The sequence below is a fragment of the Novosphingobium sp. BL-S-20 genome (assembly GCF_055521635.1).
The window spans coordinates 1,058,445-1,082,412 of the sequence record NZ_CM145493.1 but is presented as its reverse complement, the minus strand read 5'-3'; the positions used below and the strand labels follow the sequence as shown (position 1 = coordinate 1,082,412).

Sequence of the window (23,968 nt, the reverse complement as noted above, 5' to 3'; positions counted from 1 at the left end):
ATCCATCGAGAAAGACCCGATGACTCGCACCAGACACCTCGGCCTCATGACCGCCACCCTCGCTGCCATTCCCGTCATTGCTCTCGTGACAGCCGCACCGGCAGCGGCCCATTCGCCTTACCTGCTGCCCAACGGCTTCAACCTCGACAAGGACGACCATGTTACCGTCGAAGCCTCGTTCAGCGAACATGTCTTCGTGCCGACGATCGCCATGCAGTCGGACGACTTCCACCTCGTCGGGCCGGACGGAAAGGCCGTGCCGCTGAAGCCGGTGGCGCTGCGCGATCTCACGATCCTGGAAGCCCCGCTCCCGGCCGACGGCACGTATCGCCTGACCAGCGGCGAGCGGCAGGGGCGGGTCGCCAAGGCCGCGCTCATCGACGGCAACTGGGAATTCATCGATCCGCGCCGCCCCCTCCCCGCCGGCGTCACGCCGGTCGACATGCAGAGCGTGACCAAGGCGGAGACGTTCGTGACACGCGGAAAGCCTGATCAGGCCGCGCTCGCGCCATCCGGCAAGGGTATCGAATATCGCGCGATCACCCACCCCTCGCTGATCCACGCAGGCCAGCCTGCCGAATTCGAACTTCTGTTCGACGGCAAGCCGCTCGCCAATGCCGACGTCGAAGTCGAACAGGCGCGGGCGGGCGAGGTGGAGAACACGCGCCTGCCGCTCGTCACCAGCGATGCGCGCGGCCGCTTCACCATCACCGCGCCCGAACCGGGGCTCTACTTTGCGATGACGCGCCACCGCGTGGATGCCGCAAACGGCCTGCCGGCGCGGAGCTACACGTATTCCCTGAGCTATTCCGTTTCGAAATGAGGAAAAATACCATGAAGTCCGCACTTTGCGCGATGTCCCTGCTGGCCGCGATCGGCGCCGGAACCACGGCAGCCCATGCCGCCTCCCACGATCTTGCGACTTTCATCAGGGAGCAGGACCTCGACGGCGACGGCAAGGTCGGCAAGGACGAGTTCCAGCGCGGCCGCGATGCCGAGTTCGACCGGATGGACCGCAATCGCGACGGCGTCCTCTCGCACGACGAATATGTCGGCGACTATCGCGAGCGTCTGGAACGTGAACTGGCGCAGCGCCCCGAAAGCGAGCGTGCCGAGCAGCGCACCCGCCAGATGCGACAGGCCGAAGTGCGCTTCGGCGTGCTCGACAGCGACAAGAGCGGCGGCATCACCCGCGCCGAGTTCGCCGCCACCGGCTGGGGCATGTTCCTGCGCCACGATACCAATCATGACGGTTTCGTCTCGGCTGACGACGTACCGGCGAAGGACGACGAATAACCTTCTCCCCCGCAGAAGGGGGCAAGCCTTCATTGGATTTTCCGGGGAACGGCAGGGAAAAACTCCCCTCGCCCGTTCCCCGGAAAAAGCGCCGATCAGTTGACCTGTGCTGAACCCTGTGCCGCTGGGGCACCTTGCGGGTCGGCAAGACCACCGCCGAGCGAGCGGTACAGTTCCACCAGATTGCTCGCCCTTGCAAGGCGCGTCGTGACCAGTTGCTGCTCGGCGGCATAGGCCGTGCGCTGGGCATCGAGCGAGGTCAGGAAAGAATCCACCCCTGCCTTGAAACGGGCATCCGACAGGCGCGCCGCGACCTTTGCGGATTCGGCCCGGTTGGTCTGTGCCTCGACCCGTTCTCCGATCTTGCCCCGCTGCGCGAGCGCATCGGCCACTTCGCGGAAGGCCGTCTGGATCGCCTTCTCGTAAGTCGCCACGGCGGCCTGCTGCGAGGCCTTCGCATAGGCCAGATTGCCCGAGCGCTGACCGCCGTCGAACAGCGGCAGCGAAAGGCCCGGCGATGCCGTGTAAGTGTAGGACCCCGACTTGAAGAGCCCGGACAGCGCCGTGCTCAGGGTTCCCACCGTGCCGGTCAACGAGATCGTCGGGAAGAACGCCGCGCGCGCCGCGCCGATATTGGCGTTTTCGGCAATGAGCAGATGTTCCGCCCGCAACACGTCCGGACGGCGTAGCAGCACGTCGGAGGAAACGTCCGACGGCAAGGCATCGCGCGTCACCGCTTCGGCGGCAAGTCCGGTCGGCAACTGATCCTGCGGCACCGTGGTGCCGACCAGCAGGTTGAGCGCATTCTGATCGAGAGCGACGCTGGCTTCCAGCGTGGCAATGTCGTTCACCGCATTCTGGTAGTTGGTATCGGCCTGTCGCACTTCCAGTTCGGAACCGACGCCGATGCGGAACTGCTCCTTCGTCAGGCGTAGCGTATCCTCGAAAGTCCGGAGCGTTTCGCGCGAGAGGCGCAGTTGCTCGTTATCCGAGGCCAGGGTCAGCCAGGCCGTCGCGATTTCCGCGATCAGGCTGATCCGCGTCGAGCGCTGCGCTTCATCACTGGCGAAGACCTGCTCCTGCGCGGCCCGCGTCAGGTTGCGGATGCGGCCGAACAGGTCGAGTTCGAACGAGGATATTCCCGCCGTCGCCTGATATATCTCGAGATCCGAGGAGACGCTGCCGGTGCCTGCGCCGCCCCCGGCGCCCATGATGTTGTTGGTGTAAGTCGCCGTCCCGCCCGCGTTCACCGTCGGGAACAGCGCGGAACGCTGCACTTTCAGCTGCGAGCGCGCCTGGAGCACGTTGGCCGCCGCGACCCGAAGGTCGCGGTTGTTGGCAAGGCCGGTCTCGATCACCTGCCGCAGGCGGGGATCGAGGAAGAAGTCCTGCCAGCCGATACGGCTGACGTCGACGGCATCGGTTGCCGCCGCCGGGTAAACCCCGCCCTGCGGCAAGGCCGCAGGCACGGCGCCGACCGGCCGCTCGTAACGCGGCGCGAGGTTGCACCCGGCCAGCATCGTCGTGCCGGCGATCAGGGCGATAAGGGATTTTTTCATGTTCAGATTCCCTGCGGCTCGGTGCCGTCGGAGGAGCGAGGACCGGCCTCGCCATCGGTTTCCTGACCCTCATACCGGTCGGTCTGGCCGTGCTTGAACAGACGGCTGACGACCACGAAGAACATCGGGACCAGGAAGATCGCGAAGATCGTGGCCGAAAGCATGCCGCCCACGACCGCGCGGCCGATGGCGTTCTGCCCGCCTGCGCCCGCGCCGGTCGAGACCGCCAGCGGCAGCACGCCGAACACGAAGGCCAGCGAGGTCATCAGGATCGGACGAAGGCGCAGCCTTGCCGCCTCGATGGCCGCGTTGAAGGCATTCATGCCGGACTGGACGCGCTCCTCGGCGAATTCGACGATCAGGATCGCGTTCTTGGCCGAGACGCCGATCGTCGTGATCAGGCCCACCTGGAGGTAGATGTCGTTGTTGAGCCCGGTGAGCTTGGCGGCGAGCACGGCACCGATGACGCCAAGCGGAACCACCAGGATGACCGCGATCGGCACCGACCAGCTTTCGTAGAGTGCTGCAAGGCAGAGGAACACCACGAAGAGCGAGAGGGCGTAAAGTGCCGGAGCCTGGCCGCCGGAGAGACGCTCTTCATAAGAGAGGCCCGTCCATTCCAGCGCCGTGCCCGGCGGCAGCTTCTGCTGCATCTCGGTGATGGCTTCCATCGCCGCGCCGGTGCTGACGCCCGCGCCCGGCGCACCCTGAAGCTGCACGGCAGGACGGCCGTTGTAGCGGGTGAGGATGACAGGAGCCAGCTTCCACGAAAGGGTCGAGAAGGCGCCGAAGGGAGCCATCTGCCCGTCGCTGCCGCGTGCGTAGAAGTTCTCGATCGCCTGGGGCGAGGAGCGATACTGCTCGTCCGCCTGGATATAGACGCGCTTGGTGCGCCCGCGATCGAGGAAGTCGTTGACGTAGGCACTGCCCCAGGCGGTCGATATCTCGCTGTTCACCGCGCTCAGGTCGAGGCCGAGCGCGCCCGCCTTGTCCTGATCGATGTTGACGTCGAGCTGCGGTGCATCGTCGAGGCTGACCGGACGGACCTGCGCCACGCTCTTGTCCTGGGCGGCAAGGCCCAGAAGCTGGTTGCGCGCGGCGATCAGCTTGTCGTGGCCGATGTTGTTCTGGTCCACGAGCCAGAGGTCGAAGCCGGTCGCATTTCCCAGCTCCTGCACCGCCGGCGGCACCAGTGCGAAGATCATCGCATCACGGTACTTGGAGAACGTGCCCATGGCGCGGCCGACGATGGCCGGCGCACGGTTTGCGGCGCCGCTGCGGTCCTTCCAATCCTTCAGCTTGACGAAGGCAAGACCCGCGTTCTGACCCTGGCCGTTGAACGAGAAGCCGCTGATGGTGAAGACGGACTCCACGTTCGCCTTCTCGTCCTTGAGGAAGTAGTCGCGAACGACGTCCAGACCGCGCTGGGTGCGCGGCAGCGTGGCTCCCGGAGGCGCCTGGACGAGCGCGAACATCGTGCCCTGGTCCTCGTCGGGAAGGAAGCCGCTCGGCAGGCGCCAGAAGATCAGCGCCATCGCGCCCACGATCAGCAGGTAGACCACGCCCGACCGCTTCCAGTTGCGCGCGGAACTGCGAACGCCCTTCTCGTACTTGCGCGTACCGAGGTCGAACTTCTCGTTGAACCAGCGGAAGAAACGGGTGAGCAGCCCGTTGCCTTCATGCTTGGTCGGATCGTGCGGCTTGAGGATCGTGGCGCAGAGCGCCGGGGTCAGGATCAGGGCGACCATGACCGAGAGCGCCATCGACGAGACGATCGTGATCGAGAACTGACGATAGATCACGCCGGTGGAGCCGCCGAAGAAGGCCATCGGCAGGAACACCGCGGACAGCACCATGCCGATGCCGATCAGCGCGCCGCTGATCTCGTCCATCGACTTTCGTGCTGCTTCCCTCGGCTTGAGATGCTCCGTCTGGATCAGGCGTTCGACGTTCTCGACCACGACGATGGCGTCATCGACCAGCAGGCCGATCGCCAGCACCATGCCGAACAGGGTGAGCGTGTTGATGGAATAGCCGAGCGCCTGCATGACCCCGAAGGTGCCGAGCAGCACGACCGGAACCGCGATCGTCGGAATGATCGTCGCGCGCCAGTTCTGGAGGAACAGGAACATGACGAGGAAGACGAGCACGACCGCTTCGACCAGCGTGTGCACGACCTGTTCGACCGAAAGGCGGACGAACGGCGTGGAGTCGTAAGGATAGACGACCTTCACGTCCTGCGGGAAGTTCTTGGCGATGCGTTCGACTTCGGCCTTCACGAGGTCGACGGTGTCGAGCGCATTGGCGCCCGAAGCCAGCCTGACGCCGAAGCCCGAGGCGGGCTTGCCGTTGTACTGGGTTTCGAAGCCGTAGATTTCCGCGCCGAGTTCGACGCGGGCGACGTCGCGCAAGTGCACGACCGCACCGTTCTGGCCCTGGCGCAGGCGGATATTGCCGAACTGCTCGGGGGTCTGGAGGCGGGACTGGACCGAAACGGTCGCGTTGAGTTCCTGCTCCTTGGATGCGGGAAGCTGCCCGATCTGACCTGCCGAGACCTGCGCGTTCTGCGCCTGGACCGCGGTGGTGACATCGGAAATGGTCAGGTTGTAGCTGCGCAGCTTCAGCGGATCGACCCAGATGCGCATGGCGTACTGGGTGCCGAAGATCTGGAGTTCGCCTACGCCGTTGATGCGGCTGACCGGGTCCTGCACCTGGCTGACAATATAGTCGGACAGGTCGTTGGCGCTATGGCTGCCGTCCTGCGAATAGATCGCCGCGACGAGCAGGAAGCTCGCCGCCGACTTGGCCACGGTGACGCCTTGGCGCTGGACTTCCTGCGGCAAGAGCGCGGTGGCCGCCTGCAGCTTGTTCTGCACCTGGACCTGCGCGATGTCGGGATCGGTGCCCTGCTCGAAGGTCAGGGTGATCGTGACGTTGCCCGCCGAGGACGATTGCGCCGAGAAGTAGCGCAAGTGGTCGATGCCCTTGAGCTGCTGCTCGATGATCTGCGTGGTCGTGCGCTCCAGCGTTTCCGCATCGGCGCCCGGATAGGTCGCGCTGATCGTCACGGTGGGCGGCGCGATCTCGGGGAACTGCGAGACCGGCAGGCTGCGGATCGCCAGCGCGCCGAACATCATCAGCACGATGGCGATGACCCATGCGAAGATGGGCCTGTCGATGAAATAACGTGCCATGATCGGTTACTGACCCTGTCCGGCAGCTTGGCCCTGTCCGGCAGCCTGGCCCTGCTGGGCAGGCGTGCCTGCGGCGGGCTTTGCGGCCTGCGCCGCGACCGGCTTCACCGGCATGCCGGGGCGAAGCATCTGCGCGCCGTCGACGACGACCTTGTCGCCCGGCTTCAGACCGTCGGTCACCAGCCAGTTCGTGCCGACCGTTCGTGGAGCGGTAAGCTTGCGCACTTCCAGCTTGCTGCCGGCGCCGACCACGAGCGTCGTCGGATTGCCCTTTTCATCGCGGCTGACCGCCGATTGCGGCACGAGGATGCCGTTGCTCTTGGTGCCCTCGACCAGTTCGGCGCGAACGTACATGCCCGGCAGCAGCAGGCCGCGCGCATTGCCGAATTCGACGCGGACCACCTGGCTTCCGGTGGAAGGATCGACGGTCACGTCGGTGAACTTGAGCCTGCCTTCCTCGCCGTAAGCCGTGCCGTCCTCCAGCTTCAGGCGTACGCGGGCGGCGCCGCCATCCTGAGATATCGCGCCCGACAGCATTTCCTGACGCAGGCGGAGCACTTCGGCGCTCGACTGCTGGAGATCCACGAAGATCGGATCGAGCCGCTGGATCACGGTCAGGGCGTCGGTCTGCGAAGTCGATACGAGAGCGCCGACCGTGAACGTCGAACGGCCGATGCGGCCCGAAATCGGCGCGCGGACGGTGGTACGGCCAAGGTCGATCTGGGCGCTGCGCAGCGCGGCTTCCTGAGCCGCGACATCGGCCCGCGCCTGTGCGGCGCTAGCGACGGCGTTTTCCGCTTCCTGGCGCGAAATCGCATTGATCTTCACCAGTTCGCCATAGCGACGGGCCAGAGCGGCGGTGTTCGCGATATTGGCCCGCGCACGGACGAGCGCGGCGCGCGCGCTGGCGACCTGGGCCTCGTAAGGCGAGGGATCGATGCGATAGAGCGGCTGTCCCGCCCGCACCATGTCGCCTTCCTGGAACAGGCGCTGCAGGATGAGCCCGTTCACCTGCGGACGGACATCGGCGGTTTCATAGGCGGTAGTCCGGCCAGGAAGTTCCGAACTCAGCGTCACGGCGCCTTCCTTCACGGTCACGACTCCGACCTCGGGGGGGCCAGCAGGAGCCTGCTGCTCGCCTCCACCGCCACAGGCGGACAGTAGCAAGGCCAGAGCCGGTGTGATCTTTTTCATGGAACACGCTCGCAAAGAGAGTTAAAACGTGAGTGAATGTTCACTCATTGATTCGCGCGATGTTTATTGCGTCGCAACAACGAATGCAAGGCAAGGAGGCTGCAATGCAGGACGAACCGATCATGGACCGCTCGCGCGCGGCACGGTCCGTCGTGCGCCGCCAGCACCTGCTGGACACGGCCAGGAAGCTCTTCGTGGAACAGGGCTTTCATCGCACGGGCATGGCACAGATCGCACTCGCCTCCGGGATCAAGGTCGGGCAAATCTACCGGGATTTCGCGAACAAGGAAGCCATCATCGCAGCCATTTGCGAAGCCAATCTCAACGTCTGGCTGGACGAGGACGAATTGGACAAGGCTGTCGCGAACCGAAACGTCGTCGCCATCCGGGCGTGGATCGAACGCATCTGCTCGGAGGAACCGACCATCGAGGATCGCCGGCTCATGACGGAACTCCTCGCCGAGGTGGGCCGCAACCCGATCATTGCGGAACTCAACAGCAAGGCAGACGAACGGGTACGCTCGCGCCTGAACGCTGCACTCGAGTCCCTGTCGCCCGAAGCGTCAATCGATCGCCGTTCGATCATCATCGACCTGATCTTCATGCTTTCCTGGGGCATGATGGCGATGATGGAGCTTTCCCCGCACAAGAAACACGGGCCGATCAGGGACCACATGATCTCGATCCTGCGCAAGGAAATGGCCGAATTGACGCCATGATGCGCAGACCATTGCTGCACTGCGGCAATTTGTAACGCCAGACCTCTCCATAAGGCGAGATTGACGCACTATTGTTACGCAGAAGGCTGGACAGCCGTTGGGTTCCGTATCATTCTGATGCCGGTGCGATGATCGAGCGAAGTCGCGCCGGAGGATCGAGATATGATCGAGAAGAATGAAGTGGACTCGGGCGAGAAGGCCATGATCCTTCTGCAGAGCCTGATCTGCTACTTGCGAGAGAAGAACGTTCTGACCCGCGCCGACATCGAAGAGCTGCGGGAAAAGGTCGAGGCGAGGATCGCCGATGCGGAAGCCAACCTGCCTTGCGCCAGCGCCCTGGCCTCGGCGGCTGCAACGGAAATGCGCGAACTCGAACGGTTCTGCGGCAAGAAATACGGCGGCAAGCACCGCCACCACCGCATGAACTGAGCGCCTGCAAGCGCCGGATCAGGGACTGCCGAGCAGGCGGTCCCATCGAACATAAGGCAGGATCGATGCATGATCGTCGGTCCAGGGTTTGGCCCATGGCTTTGCGCGGTCTTGTTCGAGCGTGGTCCATGGCATGTCGCGGCTCTGCCGGACCAGTTGCGCCAGCACGGACGGGTCTCGCGAAAGGGCAATCCAGCGCGAAGGCGTATAATTGTCGGTATCGCGCGGCTGATCGAGACGCGAGATCGCCGCCAGCCCGCTAACCCTCGCATTGATGCCGACGACCGGAGCAAGGTCGATATAGCGGTTGGAAATATGCAGCAGCATCAGGCCCCGCGGCGCAAGCGCCCTGGAATAGATCTGCAGGGCCTCCGTCGTCAGCAGGTGCACCGGGATCGCATCGCTCGAAAAGGCATCGATCACCAGCACGTCGAACGTATCTGCGGGTAGCCGCGCCAGCTCCAGCCGCGCATCCCCCAGGACCACGCGGGCATCCGGCGTGCAATCGCGCAGGAAGGTGAAGCGCCCGCTCGTCGAGAAACGGAGGATGACCGGGTCGATCTCGAAGAAGGTCCAGTGCTGTCCCGGCGCTGACTGGCAGGCAAGCGAGCCGGTACCGAGGCCGACGACGCCGATACGCGCTCCGGCACCCTCGATCCGGGGCGCAGCCTTGAGAGCAAGAGCGACACCGGAGGTAGGCCCGTAATAAGTCAGCGCATCGCGCGATCGGCCGGGTTGCAAAGACTGCTCGCCATGCAGCGTGGTACCGTGTGCGAGGGTTCGCAGGGTGCCCTCGGCGGTATCGCGTACGGTATAGATACCGAAGTAGCTGCGGGTCCGCTCGCCCGCCAGGGTCGCGCGGATCGTCCATATCCCGCCCTGCGCGATCATGGCCACCGCCAGCACCAGGACGAAACCCGCGCGCCAGGCCATGAGCATGACACCGGTCGCAACCAGGAAGACGGTAAGTAGAACCGCCGCAAGCCCGTCTTGCGGGCGCAGGGCATATTGGTCGAGCTGCCATCCGAGAAAGGCCGCGAAAACCAGCAGCAACACCAGCGCGATGCGGGCCATGCCGGGTTCGATGCCCTCGTTCTCATGCCAGCGCAGCAGCGGTGTCAGCGGCATGAGCAAGGCGGCGGCGAGGACCAGCAGCGGATGCTCCCAGGCCCAGTCGAACACCAACGGCGCAATCAGCGCGGTAAACAGTCCGCCCAGTGCGCCGCCTGCCGACATTACCAGATAGAAGTGCGTCAGGTGCGCCGCGCCCGGTCGCAGATCGTAGAGCCGCCCGTGCAGCGCCGTCGCGATAGAGAACAGCATGAGGCAGGCGCCCCCGGCGACCCACAGCGTACCCGATCCGTTGGACAGCATCGCATAGCTGCCTGCGAAAAGCACAACGACCGGCGCGATACGGGTCACGGCGATGCATGCGCCGCGCCGGTCGGCAAAGGCGACGACGAAACTCAGCAGATAGAGCCCCAGCGGAATGACCCAAAGCAAGGGCATCGCGAAGATATCGGTAGTGAGATGGGTGGTCGTCGAGAGCATTAGCCCCGAAGGCACGGCGGAAAGCAGCAGCCAGACCGCCATGCGGCGCCAACCGATCGGTTCGGCCTCGTCCTTCTCCGCCACGACGACCGAGGCCTCAGTGAGGTTGCGGCGGGAACCCGCGGCGAGCGCGACCAATAGCACGAGCAATGCGAAGCCCGCCGACCAGGTCAGGCTTTGCAGCCGCAAACTGAGGAACGGCTCTGCCAGTAACGGATAAGCGAGCAACCCTGCGAAACTGCCGAGATTGGATGCTGCGTAGAGCGCCCAGGGCTGGCCCGCGGCGGGATCGGCAGCGAACCATCGCTGCATCAGCGGCGCCTGCCCGGAAACGGCAAAGAACACCGGACCGATACTCAGCCCCAGAAGCAGCGGCACCCACAGGGCTTCGGGCAGACCTGCAGGTTGTGCGATGGAGGACAGACCCACGGGCAGCGTCGCCCCGGCCACCAGCAGAACCAGCAAGTGGACCACCGCCTGCCGCCGCACCGACCATCGCCCGAGCAGATGGGCATAGGCGTAACCCGCCAGAAGCAGCGCCTGGTAAACCAGCATCGCGCTGTTCCACACGTTAGGCGCGCCGCCCAGCCGGGGCAGCGCCATGCGCGCCACCATCGGCTGCACGAGGAACAGCAGAAAGCTGCCCACGAGAATGGTCGCGACGAACAGGCCGCGCGCGGCTCCGCCGGGTCTCACGTCAACCTTCACCCGTCATCCAGAATCGTCCGCTACTATGCGACGGCACCTCTATCCGACGAGGACGGCGGGATAAAGCGTCCCGACCCGGCGTTCAGGGTCCAACTGGCCCGAATTCAACTGGCTTCCAGGGCCTGGGCGAGATCGGCGACGATGTCGTCGGGATGCTCGATGCCGATCGACAGGCGGATGGTCGATTGCAGCACGCCGATCCGGTCGCGGACTTCGGCGGGAACCCCGGAATGGGTCGTCGTCGCGGGATGGCTGGCCAGCGACTCGGTGCCGCCAAGACTGACCGCCAGCTTGAAGATCTGCAGCGCATTGAGAAACCGGAATGCCGCTGGCTGACCGCCGACGATATCGAAGGAAAACGTCGATCCGGCCCCGGTCGACTGAGCCGCGAACACGTCCGCTTCGCGCGAGCCTGCCGGATAGAACGGCGGATAGGCGACCCGCTCGACTTTGGGATGGGCCTGGAGGAACTCGGCCGCAGCTGCCGCATTGGCATTGGCCCGCTCCATCCGCAGACCCAGCGTTTCCAGCGACCTGCCAAGCATCCAGCAACTATGGGGATCGAGCTGCGTGCCGATCGCGCTGCGCAGCAGGCGCACCTCGCGCATCAGTTTGGCCGACCCCAGCGCCGCCCCGGCAACCAAATCCGAATGCCCGCCGACATATTTCGTCAGCGAATAGAGCGAGATATCGGCCCCGAGCCGCAGCGGATGCTGGAATACCGGACCGAGCAGCGTATTGTCGCAGACCAGCAGCGGACGATGCCCCTGCTCTTCGCCGATGGCATCGCAGACGCGCTTCAACAGGCGGATATCGACGAGACTGTTGGTGGGATTGGCAGGCGTCTCGATCAGCACGAGCGAAATCCGTCCCTGCGCAGCAGCAGCCTTCGCGGCAGTCAGGACGGCCTCTTCATCAAGCCCGTCGCTGAAGCCGACGGCCTTGATGCCGAGGTTGGCGAAGGTCTTCGCCAGCAATGTCTCGGTGCCGCCGTAGAGCGGCTGCGAATGCAGGATGACATCGCCGGGGCGCGCGAATGTCAGGATCGTCGTGGTGATCGCGCCCATGCCCGACGAAAAGACGACGCCAGCCTCCGCGTCCTCATAGACCGCCATGCGATCCTCGACGATCTCGCTGTTGGGGTGGTTGAAGCGCGAATAGACGAGGCCCCGCCCCTGCCCCGGCGGCGGCTCCTTGCGGCCCGCAACATAGTCGAAGAAATCGCGTCCTTCTTCCGCCGTCGGGAACACGAAAGTCGAAGTGAGGAAGACCGGCGGCTTCACCGCGCCTTCCGAGAGGAACGGGTCATAACCGTAGTTCAGCATCAGCGTGTCGGGGTGCAACTTGTGGTCACCGATAGCCGTCTTGCTTTCGCGCGGTGCAGTCATTTCCATCTCCCAAAGATAGGACCATGATAACGGCAGGTTACGCCAAATCGCGCGGGACGGAAGTGGAAAGATGCCCGGAAATATTTCGATATCCCATCGATTTCAATCTGATAGACCCAACACTTCATGACCGGAAGCTGACATGGCTTGCCGCTCGCAACCGTTCCGTCGCATCGACGAACCCATTCGCCGCCCTTCCATACCCGCCCCGATATTTTGCACTTGACGGAGTTTGTCAATTAAATAGGTTGAGAATACCGGATCGAGAATCCCGCATTCAAGATCGTCAACGCCAAGAGCACTCTGATTGGAAGCCATCGATTCCTCGCCTCGCGGCCGGGATCGTCACCAAGGAAAGAAGGGGAGTACGGACCCATGCCTCAAAGCGATTTTCACGTCGTCCGCAAAGGCCTCGACTGGGCAGTGAGCCTGCACGGGGTTTTCCTGGCCGCCTTCGAAACCCAGCGCGCTGCGCTCAACCGTGCGATCGATGCCGCGCATCAGGTCGGCATGAAGGGCCACGAAGCCAAAGTGCTACTGCTCGATGGCCAGGGCGGCCCCGAAACCCGCTGGGTCTTCGGTCGCCATCCCTATCCGCCGACAGCCTGATTTCCTCCAAAGCTGGAGCGACCACGATGTTCAACCGACTTTTCGTCGACCATCCTCGAACCGTGGATGAAAGCTACACGCAGCATTGGGTGGTCGCCAGCAGCTTCGGCCTGAGGATGATCGTTGCCGGGATCGGCACGATCATCCACGGGTTCGTGCCCGGCCTGCTTACCCATGCGGGGAGCGACATGATCCGCAAGCTTCACGGCGAGATGACGCGCCGCCAGTCCGGCGCGGCAAGAGCGGAGACAATAACTGTCGGACAGTGGCAACCGGAATACGAAATCTGACGCCGGGAAGTTGCGTTAAAACGGAATTTCCTTGCCCTCGAAATCAAACAGCTTGCCGCTGTCGGAGACTTTCAGGTCCTCTATCACGTCGAGCAGTTGCAGCGCCGCGCGCTCGGCGTCGAACAGACGCCCGGCCTGTACATTGCCCTGAAACGGGCGCGACAGCGCGGTATCGACGGTGCCGGGATGCAGGGCAACCACGATCGCCCGGTCGTTTCGGCGACGCTCCTCGATCGCCAGATTGCGCACGATCATGTTGAGTGCTGCCTTCGAAGCCCGATAACCGTGCCACCCACCGAGGCGATTGTCGGCAATCGATCCTACCCGCGCCGAAAGCGCCGCGAAAACCGCCCTGCCGGTTCGCGGCATGATCGGCAGAAAATGCTTCGCCACAAGCGCCGGTCCGATCGCGTTGACGGCATGGACTTTCGCCAGCCAGACCGGATCGAGATCGCGCAGCGCCTTTTCGGGGCCTGACGCGCCCTCGTGAAGCAGCCCAGTCGCCACGATCACCAGCGTTGGCGGCGGCCCCTTGGCGACCTGCGCAGCGGCAGCTTCGATACTTGCCTCATCCAGCAGATCGAGATGCTGCGCCCCGCTGCGCGACCGTGCAAAGCCATGGACGACGTCGAAAGCGCCCTCCTCGATCAGCGCCGCCTCGAACGCCCCGCCGATCCCACCGGAGGCTCCGATGATAACGGCAGACGATCGGCCCGCACCGCTCATGCGCGGGTGAACCGCCAGCGGTCGGGTTCGCTGGCCTCGGGATCGAAGCGATAGCCGTCACTGTCGAAACCGCGCATCGCCTCGATATCGGTGACGTGATGCTCGCACATCCAGCGCGCCATCATGCCGCGCGCGCGCTTGGCGTTGAAGCTGATGAAGCGCGGGCCGTTCGGACCGGGTTCGCGGAAGTCCACGTCGATCACCCGAACGCCAGGCAACTTTCCGGCGACGGCAGCGTAATATTCCTGGCTGGCGAGGTTGAGGATCACGCCCGATCCCTCTTCGGCAAGCTGGGCGCGCAGGAAGGCGGCGATGCGATCACCCCACCAGTCGGTCAGGCTCTTGTGCCGGGGCGCCCAGCGCGTACCCATTTCCAGCCGGTAGGGCCGGATCGCATCGAGCGGCTTCAGCAAGCCATAGAGTCCCGAGAGCATCCGCACATGGTCCTGCGCGAAAGCCACGCCTGCCTCGTCCAGCGTATGCGCTTCTAGACCGGTATAGACGTCGCCCGCGAAAGCGAAGAGCGCCGCCCGCTCGGGCAGTTCGGGAAAGTCACGAAAACGGTCTGCATTCAGCTTGGCGAGGCGCGGAGAGATATGCATCAGCTCCGACAATCGCTTCTGGGTCAGGTTCGCGGCAGAACGCGCGAGACTGGCCGCTTCTTCCGCGAAATGCGGTGTGGAAACATCAAGAGGCGGCAGAACCCGCTCGAAATCGAGCGTCTTCGCAGGGGACAGGAGAACGATCATCGCCGCCGCGGTAGCGAGAGCCGGAGGCGGCGTCAAACCGTCTCCCCATCGGCCCGAGCTGCGTCGACGGCAGGACGGGCCGATGGGATAGCAAGCCGAACTCAGATCCAGCTACGGCCGTCGGCGCTGCCGCACCCATAAGGCGGCAACTGGTTCGAGAAGCGGGATTGCAGCTTGTGGCAGCCCCAGGTCCGCAGCGGGCCGGGCATATAACCGTTCAGCGCGATTCCCACTTCATCGTAAGGGCTCTCGCCTTGCGCGACATACATGTACCAGCGTCCGCCGAACATCACTGTCGCCGCAATCAAGACGACGAGCACGACCTGCACAACCTTTTGGATAATTCATCTCCTGCAATGAGAGTTGTTTTGAAATCAGCCTCTTACGGGCTTCGAAGCGGGCAAATGCCAGTGAAACTCCGGAGCATCAACTGCTATTGCAAACCACATTCAACGCCCTGTCGACGCTCCGGGGCAAATGGTCGCATCCTGCTGCCGATCGTGTCGATGAAATGCCTCAGATCGGCGGCCACCGCGTCAACAAGCGGACGAATGAAAAGAAATTCTTCCCGTAAAAATGCGCGAATGCGAAGATAAGAGGAATTGTGACAATATATCCTCTCGTCAAATACTCTCAAAAACCCTCGTGACGCCGATCCTCAATCGCATTATGCAGCATTCCATGCGCGCACTCGGGCACATCTTTCTGTTCTTGCTGATGGCAACATCGCTTCTGGCGACGACGACCGTCCATGCGCAGGAATTTCCCGGTGCCGAAGCGGTCGATTGTTCGGGTTTCGTGCATAGCAAAGGCGATGCAGACGAGAGTCAGGGCGATGCGGACAAGGGCGTTCCCCATCATCACGCCAGTTGCCATTCGGCGGCGGCCTTCGTCCCTCAGGTTTCCGACGACCTCCTCGCGGTCCGCCCGATCAAGGCAGTGAAGGCCTCTTTCGATACGGCAAACGTCGACCGCTGGTCGATAGGCCCGGACTTGCGCCCCCCCATCGCCTGACGAAGCCATAGACGGCCGCCCTCTGCCCCTTTTGCGGCAGGCATGCGGCCATCCTTGCCTTTCGCTCAGGATGATCTCCCATGCACCGTATATTCGCAGCCTTGCTGGCTGCCGCGTCCTGCACCGCCGTGGCACAGGCGCAGGAAACCCCGGCTCTGACGCTCGAACAGGCGATCGCGGCGGCGGGCGGCTCCGCGCCTGCCGCCCAGGCTGCGCAGGCCGACATCGAAGCCGCCGCAGCTGCCCGCACCGTCGCCGGACTGCGCCCCAATCCTTCCGTCCAGACCCAGGTCGAGAACGTTGCCGGTTCCGGCCAGTATCGCGGGTTCGACAGCGCAGAGACCACCGTTAACCTGGCCGTCCCCATCGAACTCGGCGGCAAGCGCTCTGCCCGGATCGCACTGGCCGATGCCCAGACGGACCGCGCGCAGCTGCTTGCGGCCGTCACCCAGGCCGATATTCGCTGGCAGGTGACGCTGCTCTATATAGAAACCGCAGCGGCGCAGCGGCGCCTCGCCACCGCGCGCGACCAGTCGCGGATCGCCGCTGAGGCTGCAAAAGCCGCCCGCATCCGGGTTCAGGCAGGCCGCGCCTCTCCACTGGAGGAACAGCGCGCCGACGTCGCCCGGATCAACGCCGACGCCGCGGCCGAACGCGCGGCGCGGCTTGCCGAAGCGGCGCAGACGAACCTCGCCCGCAGGATCGACGCGCCCGCTGTCGGCACGCTCGATAGCAGCTGGCTGGAACGCCTGCCCAAAGACGTGGGCCCGCAACTTCCTGCTTCCGCTGCCGGGACCCTCGCTCTGGCGGCGGCCGACGCCGACCTTGCGATCGCCGATGCCGGGGTCCGCCTCGCGCGGTCGCAGCGTGTGCCCGATCTCAATGTCGGCCCCGGCCTGCGCAGGCTCTCGCAGACGAACGACACCGCCTTCGTCTTCAGCGTATCGATGCCGATCCCGCTGTTCAATTCGGGCAAGGCGGCATTGGCGCAGGCCAGTGCCGAGCGCACCCGCAGCGAAGCGCAGAAGCGCCTAACCGCACTCGATGTCGAGCAGGCGATCACCAGCGCACAGGCCGAAGCCGACAATGCCGCCGTGACCGCTCGAACGGCCAACGGCCCGGCCCTCGCCGCCGCGCAGGAAGCCGCCCGCATCGCCCGCATCGGCTACCGCGAAGGCAAGTTCGGCCAGCTCGACCTGCTCGATGCAGAGCGCACGCTGGCCGAGACCCGGCTCGCCGCGATCGATGCCCTCGCCGCCTACCAGACCGCCCGCGCGCAGTTGGAGCGCCTCACCGCACCCGCGCCGGTTAAGGGAAACTGATTGCCATGAATATCCATCACATCGTCCTTTCCCTGCCGCTGGCCCTTGTTCTGGCGTCCTGCGGAAACAAGGAAGAGGCCGCGACCGAAGCGCCTGCAGAAGCCGCCGCAAGCGCTGCGGATAAAGGCGAGGTCACCCTCACCGAGGAACAGATCGCCACCGCCGGTATCCGTCTTGCACGCCCTATGGTCGGCGGCGCGGGAACCATCGAACTGCCCGCGATGATCGAGGGCGATCCGGACGGGACCCAGGTCGTTTCCGCCGCCATCGGCGGCAGGGTCGTTTCGCTCACCCGCAATCTCGGTCAGTCTGTCGGTGCCGGGCAGGTGCTGGCCGTGATCGAGAGCCGCGAGGCCGCCTCGCTCAATGCCGAAGTCGAGGCGGCCCGCGCGCGTCTGTCTCTTGCCAATGCCACGCTGGCGCGGGAGCAGCGCCTCTTCGCCCAGCGCGTCTCCCCGGAGCAGGACCTGATCGCGGCACGCACCGCCGCCACCGAAGCCCGCATCGCCCTGCGCCTCGCCCAGCAGCAGGTCTCGGCTGCGGGAGCAGGCGGCGGTAGCCTGAACCGCATCGCCATCACCGCACCGCTCTCCGGACAGGTGATCTCCCGCAGCGTGACGCTGGGCCAGACGGTCGCCGCCGATGCCGAGCTGTTTCGCGTGGCCAACCTGTCGAGCATCTCGCTGGCGCTCAACCTCCAGCCGCAGGACGCCGGACGCGTCCGTCCGGGAGCCGCAGTCACGGTGAAAGCGGCGGGACGCGAGGCGACAGGCCGGATCTCGTTCGTCTCGCCCGCACTCGATGCAGCGACCCGGCTCGTTCCGGTCATCGCCACGCTCGACAACCGTTCGGGCCAATGGCGTGTGGGCGAGCCGGTGACGGCCGCCGTAACCCTCGCCAGCAGCGGCAACGATAACGGTGCGATCAGCGTGCCCTCCACCGCGATCCAGACCGTAGACGGCAAGCCCGCCGTCTTCGTGCGTACCGCCAGCGGCTTCAGGGCGGTGCCGGTAACGCTGGGAGATAGTGCCGGGGAAAGCGTGATCGTGCGCTCCGGCCTCAAGGGCAGCGAGCAGGTCGCGACCATCAACAGCTTCACGCTCAAGGCCGAACTCGGCAAGGGCGAAGCAGGTGAGGAAGACTGAGCCGATGATAGCCGCAACCGTAAACTGGGCGGTCCACAAGCGCTGGCTCGTGCTGCTTCTGGTCGCCATCGCCGCCGTGATCGGCGCCGCCGCGCTCTCGCGCCTGCCCATCGATGCCGTTCCCGACATCACCAACAACCAGGTCCAGATCAACGTCCGCGCGCCCGCGCTCTCTCCGGAACTGGTCGAGAAGCAGGTGGCCTTTCCGATCGAGACCGCGCTCGCGGGCATTCCCGGCCTCGAATATACCCGCTCGCTGAGCCGCAACGGCTTTGCCCAGATCACCGCCGTCTTTTCGGAAAAAACCGACATCTACTTCGCCCGCCAGCAAGTGAGCGAACGGCTAGGCGGCGTGAAGGAAAACCTGCCGGGCGGCGTGAACCCGGAAATGGGGCCGATCGCCACGGGCCTCGGCGAAGTCTTCATGTGGACCGTGCGCCTCGAACACCGCAAGGACGACACCCATCTTCCCGGCGAACCCGGCATGCAGCCCGACGGCAGCTACATCACGCCCGAAGGCGAACGGCTCGTGGGCGAAACCGACAAGGCCACCTACTTGCGCACCGCGCAGGACTGGATCGTGGCGCCCCTGCTCAAGAACACGCCGGGCCTTGCGGGCGTGGATTCGATCGGCGGCTATGCCAAGCAGTTCCTCGTCGTGCCGGACGTGCAACGCCTTGCCGCGAGCGGGATCACGCTTACGCAGCTCGGCCAGGCGCTGGAAAGCAACAACGTCAGCGTCGGCGGCGGCTTCGTCGAGCGCGGCGGCGAAGGGCTGGCCGTGCGCGCCGACGCGCTCGTGCGCCACGCCGGCGAACTGAGCCAGATCGTCGTCGCCACCCGCGAAGGCGTGCCGATCACCCTTTCGCAAGTGGCGCAGGTTCGCACCGGACAAGCCGTGCGCATGGGGTCGGCCTCGGAGAACGGCACCGAAGTGGTCGTCGGCACCGCGATCATGCGCATCGGCGAGAACAGCCGCACGGTGGCCACCGCCGTGGCCGACCGCCTTGCCGCCATCAATGCCTCGCTGCCGCCCGACGTCATTGTCCAGCCCGTGCTCGACCGTACTGCGCTGGTGAATTCCACTATCGCGACCGTTGCCAAAAATCTCGGCGAAGGCGCATTGCTGGTGATCCTCGTGCTCTTCGCGCTGCTCTGCAATATCCGGGCCGCGCTGATCGCCGCTCTCGTCATTCCCGTCACCATGATGCTGACTGCGTTCGGCATGCTGAAGGCGGGCGTCTCGGCCAACCTGATGAGCCTCGGCGCGCTCGATTTCGGCCTGATCGTCGATGGCGCGGTCATCATCGTCGAAAACGCACTGCGGCGCATGGCCGACCGGCAACACCGCGAGGGCCGCCTGCTGACGGTGAACGAGCGCCTCGATACCGTCGCCCTCGCCGCGCGCGAGATGATCAAGCCCTCGGTCTACGGCCAGGCGATCATCATCCTCGTCTATGTCCCGCTGCTCACGCTGACCGGCGTGGAGGGCAAGACATTCGTGCCGATGGCGCTCACCGTCATCATCGCGCTCGTCTGCGCTTTCGTGCTTTCCCTGACTTTCGTGCCCGCGATGATTGCCCTCTGGCTGTCGAAGCGGATCGAGGAGAAGGAAGGGCGGATCATGACCTGGCTCAAGGCCCGCTACGAACCGGGCCTTGAGCGGGCGATGAAACGTCAGGCGCTGACCATCGGCACCGGCATCGGCGCCTTTGCCGTCGCCATCCTCGCCTTCCTTTCGCTCGGACAGGTGTTCCTGCCCCAGCTCGACGAAGGCGACCTGCTGATCCAGGCCCTGCGCATTCCGGCCACCTCGGTCCAGCAGAGCCAGGCGATGCAGGTGCCGATCGAACGGATGATGTCGCGGCAGCCCGAAGTGAAGTTCGTCTTCTCCAAGACCGGCACTGCCGAACTCGCCTCCGATCCGATGCCGCCCAATGCCACCGACATGTTCGTGATCCTCAAGAACCGGGCGGAATGGCCCGATCCCCGCCTTTCAAAGGAAGATCTCGTCGCTCGGATCGAGGGCGGGCTCGCGAAGATACCCGGCAATGTCTACGAGATCACCCAGCCGATCCAGATGCGCTTCAACGAACTGATCGCCGGGGTTCGCGGCGACATCGCGGTTAAAGTCTACGGCGACGATTTCGACGCCATGAACGCCACCGCCGAAAAGATCGCGGATGTGCTGCGCCGCACCCCCGGCGCGGCCGACATCAAGGTGGAGCAGACCAGCGGACTACCCATGCTCGACATCCGCGTGAACCGCGATGCCATGGCCCGTCTCGGCGTCTCCGCGCAGGACGTGCAAGAGGTGATAAACGCCACCCTCGGCGGCAAACAGGCGGGCGCGATCTTCGAAGGCGACCGGCGCTTCCCCGTGGTGATCCGGCTCGCTGAAGCGCAGCGGGCCGATCTCTCCACTCTGGAGCAATTGCTCGTGCCGACGCCCGGCGGACAGTTCGTGCCGCTCGCCAGTCTCGCAGATATCCGCGTGATCGACGGCCCCAACCAGATCAGCCGCGAGAACGGCAAGCGCCGCGTCGTCGTCCAGGCCAATGTGCGCGGACGCGACGTGGGCAGCGTGGTTGCCGATGCACAGGCCGCAATCGCGCGGGGCGTCCGCCTCAGCCCCGGCAGCTATCTCGAATGGGGCGGCCAGTTCGAGAACCTCGCCTCGGCTCGCGAACGGCTCCAGCTGGTGGTTCCGGCCTGCTTCGTGCTGATCCTGCTGCTGCTCTACGGCGCGCTCGGCTCGGTGCGGGATGCCGCCATCGTCTTCACCGGCGTGCCGCTTGCACTCGTCGGCGGTGTGCTGGCGCTGTTCCTGCGCGGCATGGACTTCTCGATCTCGGCAGCGGTGGGCTTCATCGCGCTGTCGGGCATCGCCGTACTCAACGGTCTGGTCATGGTGTCCTCGATCCAGGACCTGATGCGAGAAGGCATGGACCGGGCCGAGGCCGCCCGCACCGGCGCGCTCCAGCGCCTGCGCCCGGTGGTGATGACCGCCCTCGTCGCCAGTCTAGGCTTCGTGCCGATGGCCTTGGGAACCGGCGCCGGCGCGGAAGTGCAGAAACCGCTGGCAACGGTCGTGATCGGTGGCCTCATCTCGGCGACGCTGCTGACGCTTTTCGTCCTGCCCACGCTCTATGCGCGCCACGGGAGCAAAGTGTGAAACGAGAGGCCTGAAACACAAGGAAGGGCCGGCAGCGATCCCGCTGCCGGCCCTTCTCATGATGTCCAACTCGAAGCGCTCAGATCAGAACATCGCCCGCACGCCGAAGACTGCGGAAACACCGGAAACGCCTTCACCGGCGGCCCGCGCACGATCCGCAGTTCCGCCCAGCTTGCGCTCCCAGTTCACGCCCACATAAGGCGCCAGCGAACGGTTGCGTTCATAGCGTAGCCGGCCGCCCATTTCGAGGCGCTCGAAGCCTGCGCCAACGTTCAGCGCAGGCACGTCCTGAAACGCGAAATCCACTTCGGCCTCCGGCTCGATCACCAGCGACTGGGTGATCCGCTGGCTGTAACCGGCCTTGCCGCGGGCATGGATATCGCCCTTGTCGGAAACCAGCAGCTGGCCCTGCACCTCCAACCAGTAAGGCGCGAGGCCCTCGATACCGATCAGCGCATAAGTCCGCTGCGGATCGGGACGGAAGTCATGCCGCACGCCGAGTTGCAGGTTGAAATACGGGTCCAGCGCATGGCGCCAGTAGGCGTTGAGTTCGATGCGCTCGGCCCGCTCGCCGAAAGTGCCCTCGCCCTCGCTGGCCAGCACCGCGCGGTCGATATCACCGCCATACCACGCCTGCCCTTCCCAGCCGAAACCATCGCCGCCCTTGCCGGTGCGGAATTCGAGCTGGTCGACCTGAAGCGCGAACGTGCTGAACTTCATCTCCTTCACCATCGCCGCGCGCGAAGCCGCCATGCGATCGGGTGCGAAGAAGCGCTCGGCGGGATAGTCCGTGGGGACCGGCGGCGGCGGGGCATCACCCGGCTCGTCGGAGACCGTGCTTGCGGGCATGGCATGGGCGGAGTGATCCATTCCCTGCATATCCGGCCCGCTCATGTCCATGCCGGACATGTCCATCTGGGAATGGTCCATGGAACCGTGATCCATCGAACCATGATCCATTCCGGAATGCTCGTCGGCCTGCGGCGTCGCGCTGCCGCTTTCCTGCGCCTGCACCGCAAGCGGAGAAGCCGTCAGCAGCAACGAAACGAGGCCCGGAAGAAGACGCGCCATCAGGCTTCTCCCTCCTTGCGCACCGTGACGACACGCATCATCCCCGCGTGCATGTGCAGAAGCATGTGGCAGTGGAATGCCCAGTCACCCTCGGCATCGGCGGTGAGATCGAACGAGGCCTTTCCGCCCGGCAGCACGTTGATGGTGTGCTTGCGCGCGCGGTTCCCCGGCTCGCCGCTGACCAGTTCGAAGAAGTGGCCGTGGATGTGGATCGGGTGCGGCATCATCGTGTCGTTGATGAGATTGACCCGCACGCGCTCACCCAGACGGAAGGGAATCGGCGCCGGGTTCTCCGACATCGCCTTGCCGTCCATCGACCACATGTACCGCTCCATGTTGGCGGTCAGATGTACGTCGACCTGACGGCTCGGCACGCGCGGATCGGGATTGGCATCGCGCGAGCGCAAGTCCGCATAAGTCAGCACGCGGTGATCGACGCTTTCCAGCCCGGTCGGGCGGTCCGCCAGGCGGTCCACCGGCATCGGCGAAAGCGTGGCAACGCCTGGCCCCATCTTCACCCCCGGCGCAACCGAGGGATCGCGCATCGACATGGAATGGCCGCTCATCGAACTGTTGGCAGGCTTGCTGAGGTCGATCACCCCGCCCTTACCCATGTCCATGCCGTCCATGTCCATGCCCATGTCGCGCATCGTGAGAAGCGGCCGTTCACGCAGCTTCGGCGTCTCGCCGACGAGGCCCGGCCGCTGTGCCAGGGTCGCGCGGACGAAGCCGAAGCGGTCGATCGCCTCGGCAATCACGCCGTAGCTTTCCGCAGCGCCCGGTTCGACGATGAAGTCGTAGGTCTCGGCAATGGCGATCTGCACTTCGTCGGTCTCGACCGGCTGCACCGGATTGCCGTCCGCCGCCACCACGGTCAGCGGCAAGCCGGGGATGCGGAAGTTGAAATTGGTCATCGACGAGGCGTTTATGACGCGCAGCCGCACTTTCTCGCCCGGTGCGAACAGGCCGGTCCAGTTCTCGGCATTGCCGTGGCCGTTGACGAGGAAGCTGTAGGTCGATCCGGTCACGTCCGAAATGTCGGTGGCGTCCATGCGCATCTTTGCCCAGGCGAGACGATCGGCCTGAGACTGGTCCTTGCCCGCGAGCAAGCCGGCAAGCGTCTGGCGCTGACGGTTGAAATAGCCGCTCAGCATCTTCAGGCGGCGCATCTGCTCATGCGGATGGATCGGACTCCAGTCCGACAGGACCAGCACGTGCTCGCGGTCGCAGGCGATCGGATCGGCACCGGCAGGATCGATCACGATCGGACCGAACAGCCCCTCGGCCTCCTGCATGCCGGAATGCGAGTGATACCAGTACGTACCCGACTGGATGAGCGGGAACTCGTAGACGAACGTCTCGCCCGGATCGATGCCGGGGAAGCTGACGCCCGGCACGCCGTCCATCTGGAACGGCACCAGCAACCCGTGCCAGTGGATCGAGGTCTGCTCCTTCAGGTGGTTGGTGACGGCGATCCGCACCGTCTCGCCTTCGCGCAGGCGCAGCAGCGGCGCGGGCAGCGAGCCGTTGACGGTCACCGCATGCCCCGAACGCCCGCCCGTTTCGAAATGGCTCTCGCCGATCTGGAGCGCGATGGAATTGCCGGTCAGGACGCCCGGCTCGTTGCTTGCGTGAACGAGTCCGGGCGTCCCGCTCCTTGCCCATGCCGGAAACAGCCCGGCAAGGCCGAAGCTTCCGGCAAGCGCGCCGCCAAGGGCAAGAAAACGCCTGCGCTGAAGCAGGCTGCGACCGAAGGTATCGTGCGGCGTCATGCTGGAGATACGCCTGCACGGCGCCGATCCCTCAAGCCAGCCACGACAAAATCGATC

Annotated in this window: 21 protein-coding genes; 10 read left to right on the top strand and 11 right to left on the bottom strand. The window is 65.0% G+C overall.

Annotated elements, in window-relative coordinates; all coding sequences use genetic code 11:
• Positions 1 to 19: 19 nt before the first annotated feature.
• Together ACZ1II_RS04665 and ACZ1II_RS04660 are read left to right on the top strand one after the other, a co-directional pair.
• A complete protein-coding gene (locus tag ACZ1II_RS04665) occupies positions 20 to 823 on the top strand; it encodes a DUF4198 domain-containing protein (protein ID WP_465143252.1) in 804 nt (267 codons plus the stop codon).
• A gap of 11 nt (positions 824 to 834) precedes the next feature.
• On the top strand, positions 835 to 1,296 hold the full coding sequence (locus tag ACZ1II_RS04660; RefSeq protein WP_465143251.1) for an EF-hand domain-containing protein: 462 nt from the start codon (positions 835 to 837) through the stop codon (positions 1,294 to 1,296).
• 95 nt (positions 1,297 to 1,391) lie between these two features.
• Here the strand turns inward: ACZ1II_RS04660 and ACZ1II_RS04655 are convergent, their stop codons facing one another.
• From ACZ1II_RS04655 to ACZ1II_RS04645, 3 genes are read right to left on the bottom strand one after another with little or no spacing between them, the layout of a single operon-like run.
• Positions 1,392 to 2,855, bottom strand: a complete 1,464-nt coding sequence (locus tag ACZ1II_RS04655; RefSeq protein ID WP_465143250.1) for an efflux transporter outer membrane subunit — start codon at positions 2,853 to 2,855, stop codon at positions 1,392 to 1,394.
• Positions 2,856 to 2,857: 2 nt separating this feature from the next.
• Positions 2,858 to 6,049, bottom strand: a complete 3,192-nt coding sequence (locus ACZ1II_RS04650; protein WP_465143249.1) for an efflux RND transporter permease subunit — start codon at positions 6,047 to 6,049, stop codon at positions 2,858 to 2,860.
• A 6-nt stretch (positions 6,050 to 6,055) separates the two neighbouring features.
• Positions 6,056 to 7,243, bottom strand: a complete 1,188-nt coding sequence (locus tag ACZ1II_RS04645; RefSeq protein ID WP_465143248.1) for an efflux RND transporter periplasmic adaptor subunit — start codon at positions 7,241 to 7,243, stop codon at positions 6,056 to 6,058.
• Positions 7,244 to 7,275: 32 nt separating this feature from the next.
• Here ACZ1II_RS04645 and ACZ1II_RS04640 point away from each other — a divergent pair, with 32 nt between their 5' ends.
• Both ACZ1II_RS04640 and ACZ1II_RS04635 read left to right on the top strand, forming a co-directional pair.
• A complete protein-coding gene (locus ACZ1II_RS04640; protein WP_465143247.1) occupies positions 7,276 to 7,962 on the top strand; it encodes a TetR/AcrR family transcriptional regulator in 687 nt (228 codons plus the stop codon).
• A gap of 162 nt (positions 7,963 to 8,124) precedes the next feature.
• On the top strand, positions 8,125 to 8,391 hold the full coding sequence (locus ACZ1II_RS04635) for a hypothetical protein (protein ID WP_465143246.1): 267 nt from the start codon (positions 8,125 to 8,127) through the stop codon (positions 8,389 to 8,391).
• 18 nt (positions 8,392 to 8,409) lie between these two features.
• On the opposite strand, the gene ACZ1II_RS04630 is transcribed toward ACZ1II_RS04635, so the two are convergent.
• From ACZ1II_RS04630 to ACZ1II_RS04620, 3 genes are all read right to left on the bottom strand, one after another.
• On the bottom strand, positions 8,410 to 10,650 hold the full coding sequence (locus tag ACZ1II_RS04630; RefSeq protein WP_465143245.1) for a fused MFS/spermidine synthase: 2,241 nt from the start codon (positions 10,648 to 10,650) through the stop codon (positions 8,410 to 8,412).
• A gap of 104 nt (positions 10,651 to 10,754) precedes the next feature.
• Entirely contained in the window at positions 10,755 to 12,038 is a 1,284-nt protein-coding gene (locus ACZ1II_RS04625) for a cystathionine gamma-synthase family protein (protein WP_465143244.1), read from the bottom strand.
• 102 nt (positions 12,039 to 12,140) lie between these two features.
• Complete coding sequence (locus ACZ1II_RS04620) at positions 12,141 to 12,356, bottom strand: hypothetical protein (protein WP_465143243.1); 216 nt, start codon at positions 12,354 to 12,356, stop codon at positions 12,141 to 12,143.
• Between the two features lie 57 nt (positions 12,357 to 12,413).
• On the opposite strand from ACZ1II_RS04620, the gene ACZ1II_RS04615 reads away from it, so the two are divergent.
• Both ACZ1II_RS04615 and ACZ1II_RS04610 read left to right on the top strand, forming a co-directional pair.
• On the top strand, positions 12,414 to 12,647 hold the full coding sequence (locus ACZ1II_RS04615) for a hypothetical protein (RefSeq protein WP_465143242.1): 234 nt from the start codon (positions 12,414 to 12,416) through the stop codon (positions 12,645 to 12,647).
• 26 nt (positions 12,648 to 12,673) lie between these two features.
• Entirely contained in the window at positions 12,674 to 12,937 is a 264-nt protein-coding gene (locus tag ACZ1II_RS04610) for a DUF6356 family protein (RefSeq protein WP_465143241.1), read from the top strand.
• A 15-nt stretch (positions 12,938 to 12,952) separates the two neighbouring features.
• On the opposite strand, the gene ACZ1II_RS04605 is transcribed toward ACZ1II_RS04610, so the two are convergent.
• The 3 genes from ACZ1II_RS04605 to ACZ1II_RS04595 all read right to left on the bottom strand — a co-directional run bounded on the left by ACZ1II_RS04605 (position 12,953) and on the right by ACZ1II_RS04595 (position 14,732).
• Positions 12,953 to 13,663, bottom strand: a complete 711-nt coding sequence (locus tag ACZ1II_RS04605) for an SDR family NAD(P)-dependent oxidoreductase (protein WP_465143240.1) — start codon at positions 13,661 to 13,663, stop codon at positions 12,953 to 12,955.
• Complete coding sequence (gene yaaA / locus ACZ1II_RS04600) at positions 13,660 to 14,412, bottom strand: peroxide stress protein YaaA (RefSeq protein ID WP_465143239.1); 753 nt, start codon at positions 14,410 to 14,412, stop codon at positions 13,660 to 13,662. Before yaaA ends, ACZ1II_RS04605 begins: the two co-directional genes overlap by 4 nt.
• Before the next feature lie 101 nt (positions 14,413 to 14,513).
• A complete protein-coding gene (locus ACZ1II_RS04595) occupies positions 14,514 to 14,732 on the bottom strand; it encodes a hypothetical protein (RefSeq protein ID WP_465143238.1) in 219 nt (72 codons plus the stop codon).
• A 325-nt stretch (positions 14,733 to 15,057) separates the two neighbouring features.
• Between ACZ1II_RS04595 and ACZ1II_RS04590 the strand changes: the two genes are divergently transcribed.
• The 4 genes from ACZ1II_RS04590 to ACZ1II_RS04575 all read left to right on the top strand — a co-directional run bounded on the left by ACZ1II_RS04590 (position 15,058) and on the right by ACZ1II_RS04575 (position 21,068).
• On the top strand, positions 15,058 to 15,426 hold the full coding sequence (locus ACZ1II_RS04590) for a hypothetical protein (RefSeq protein WP_465143237.1): 369 nt from the start codon (positions 15,058 to 15,060) through the stop codon (positions 15,424 to 15,426).
• A gap of 80 nt (positions 15,427 to 15,506) precedes the next feature.
• Positions 15,507 to 16,748, top strand: coding sequence for a TolC family protein (locus ACZ1II_RS04585; protein WP_465143236.1), 1,242 nt, complete (start codon positions 15,507 to 15,509; stop codon positions 16,746 to 16,748).
• A gap of 5 nt (positions 16,749 to 16,753) precedes the next feature.
• The gene (locus ACZ1II_RS04580; protein ID WP_465143235.1) at positions 16,754 to 17,893 is read left to right on the top strand and encodes an efflux RND transporter periplasmic adaptor subunit; all 1,140 of its coding nucleotides are present in this window, start codon (positions 16,754 to 16,756) and stop codon (positions 17,891 to 17,893) included.
• A gap of 4 nt (positions 17,894 to 17,897) precedes the next feature.
• Positions 17,898 to 21,068 (top strand): efflux RND transporter permease subunit, encoded by a 3,171-nt coding sequence (locus ACZ1II_RS04575; protein WP_465143234.1) that lies wholly within the window; start codon positions 17,898 to 17,900, stop codon positions 21,066 to 21,068.
• A gap of 84 nt (positions 21,069 to 21,152) precedes the next feature.
• Here ACZ1II_RS04575 and ACZ1II_RS04570 read toward each other — a convergent pair whose 3' ends face one another.
• Both ACZ1II_RS04570 and ACZ1II_RS04565 read right to left on the bottom strand, forming a co-directional pair.
• Positions 21,153 to 22,139 (bottom strand): copper resistance protein B, encoded by a 987-nt coding sequence (locus tag ACZ1II_RS04570; RefSeq protein ID WP_465143233.1) that lies wholly within the window; start codon positions 22,137 to 22,139, stop codon positions 21,153 to 21,155.
• Positions 22,139 to 23,911 (bottom strand): copper resistance system multicopper oxidase, encoded by a 1,773-nt coding sequence (locus tag ACZ1II_RS04565; RefSeq protein WP_465143232.1) that lies wholly within the window; start codon positions 23,909 to 23,911, stop codon positions 22,139 to 22,141. The genes ACZ1II_RS04570 and ACZ1II_RS04565 overlap by 1 nt, the downstream gene beginning before the upstream one ends.
• Positions 23,912 to 23,968: the final 57 nt, after the last annotated feature.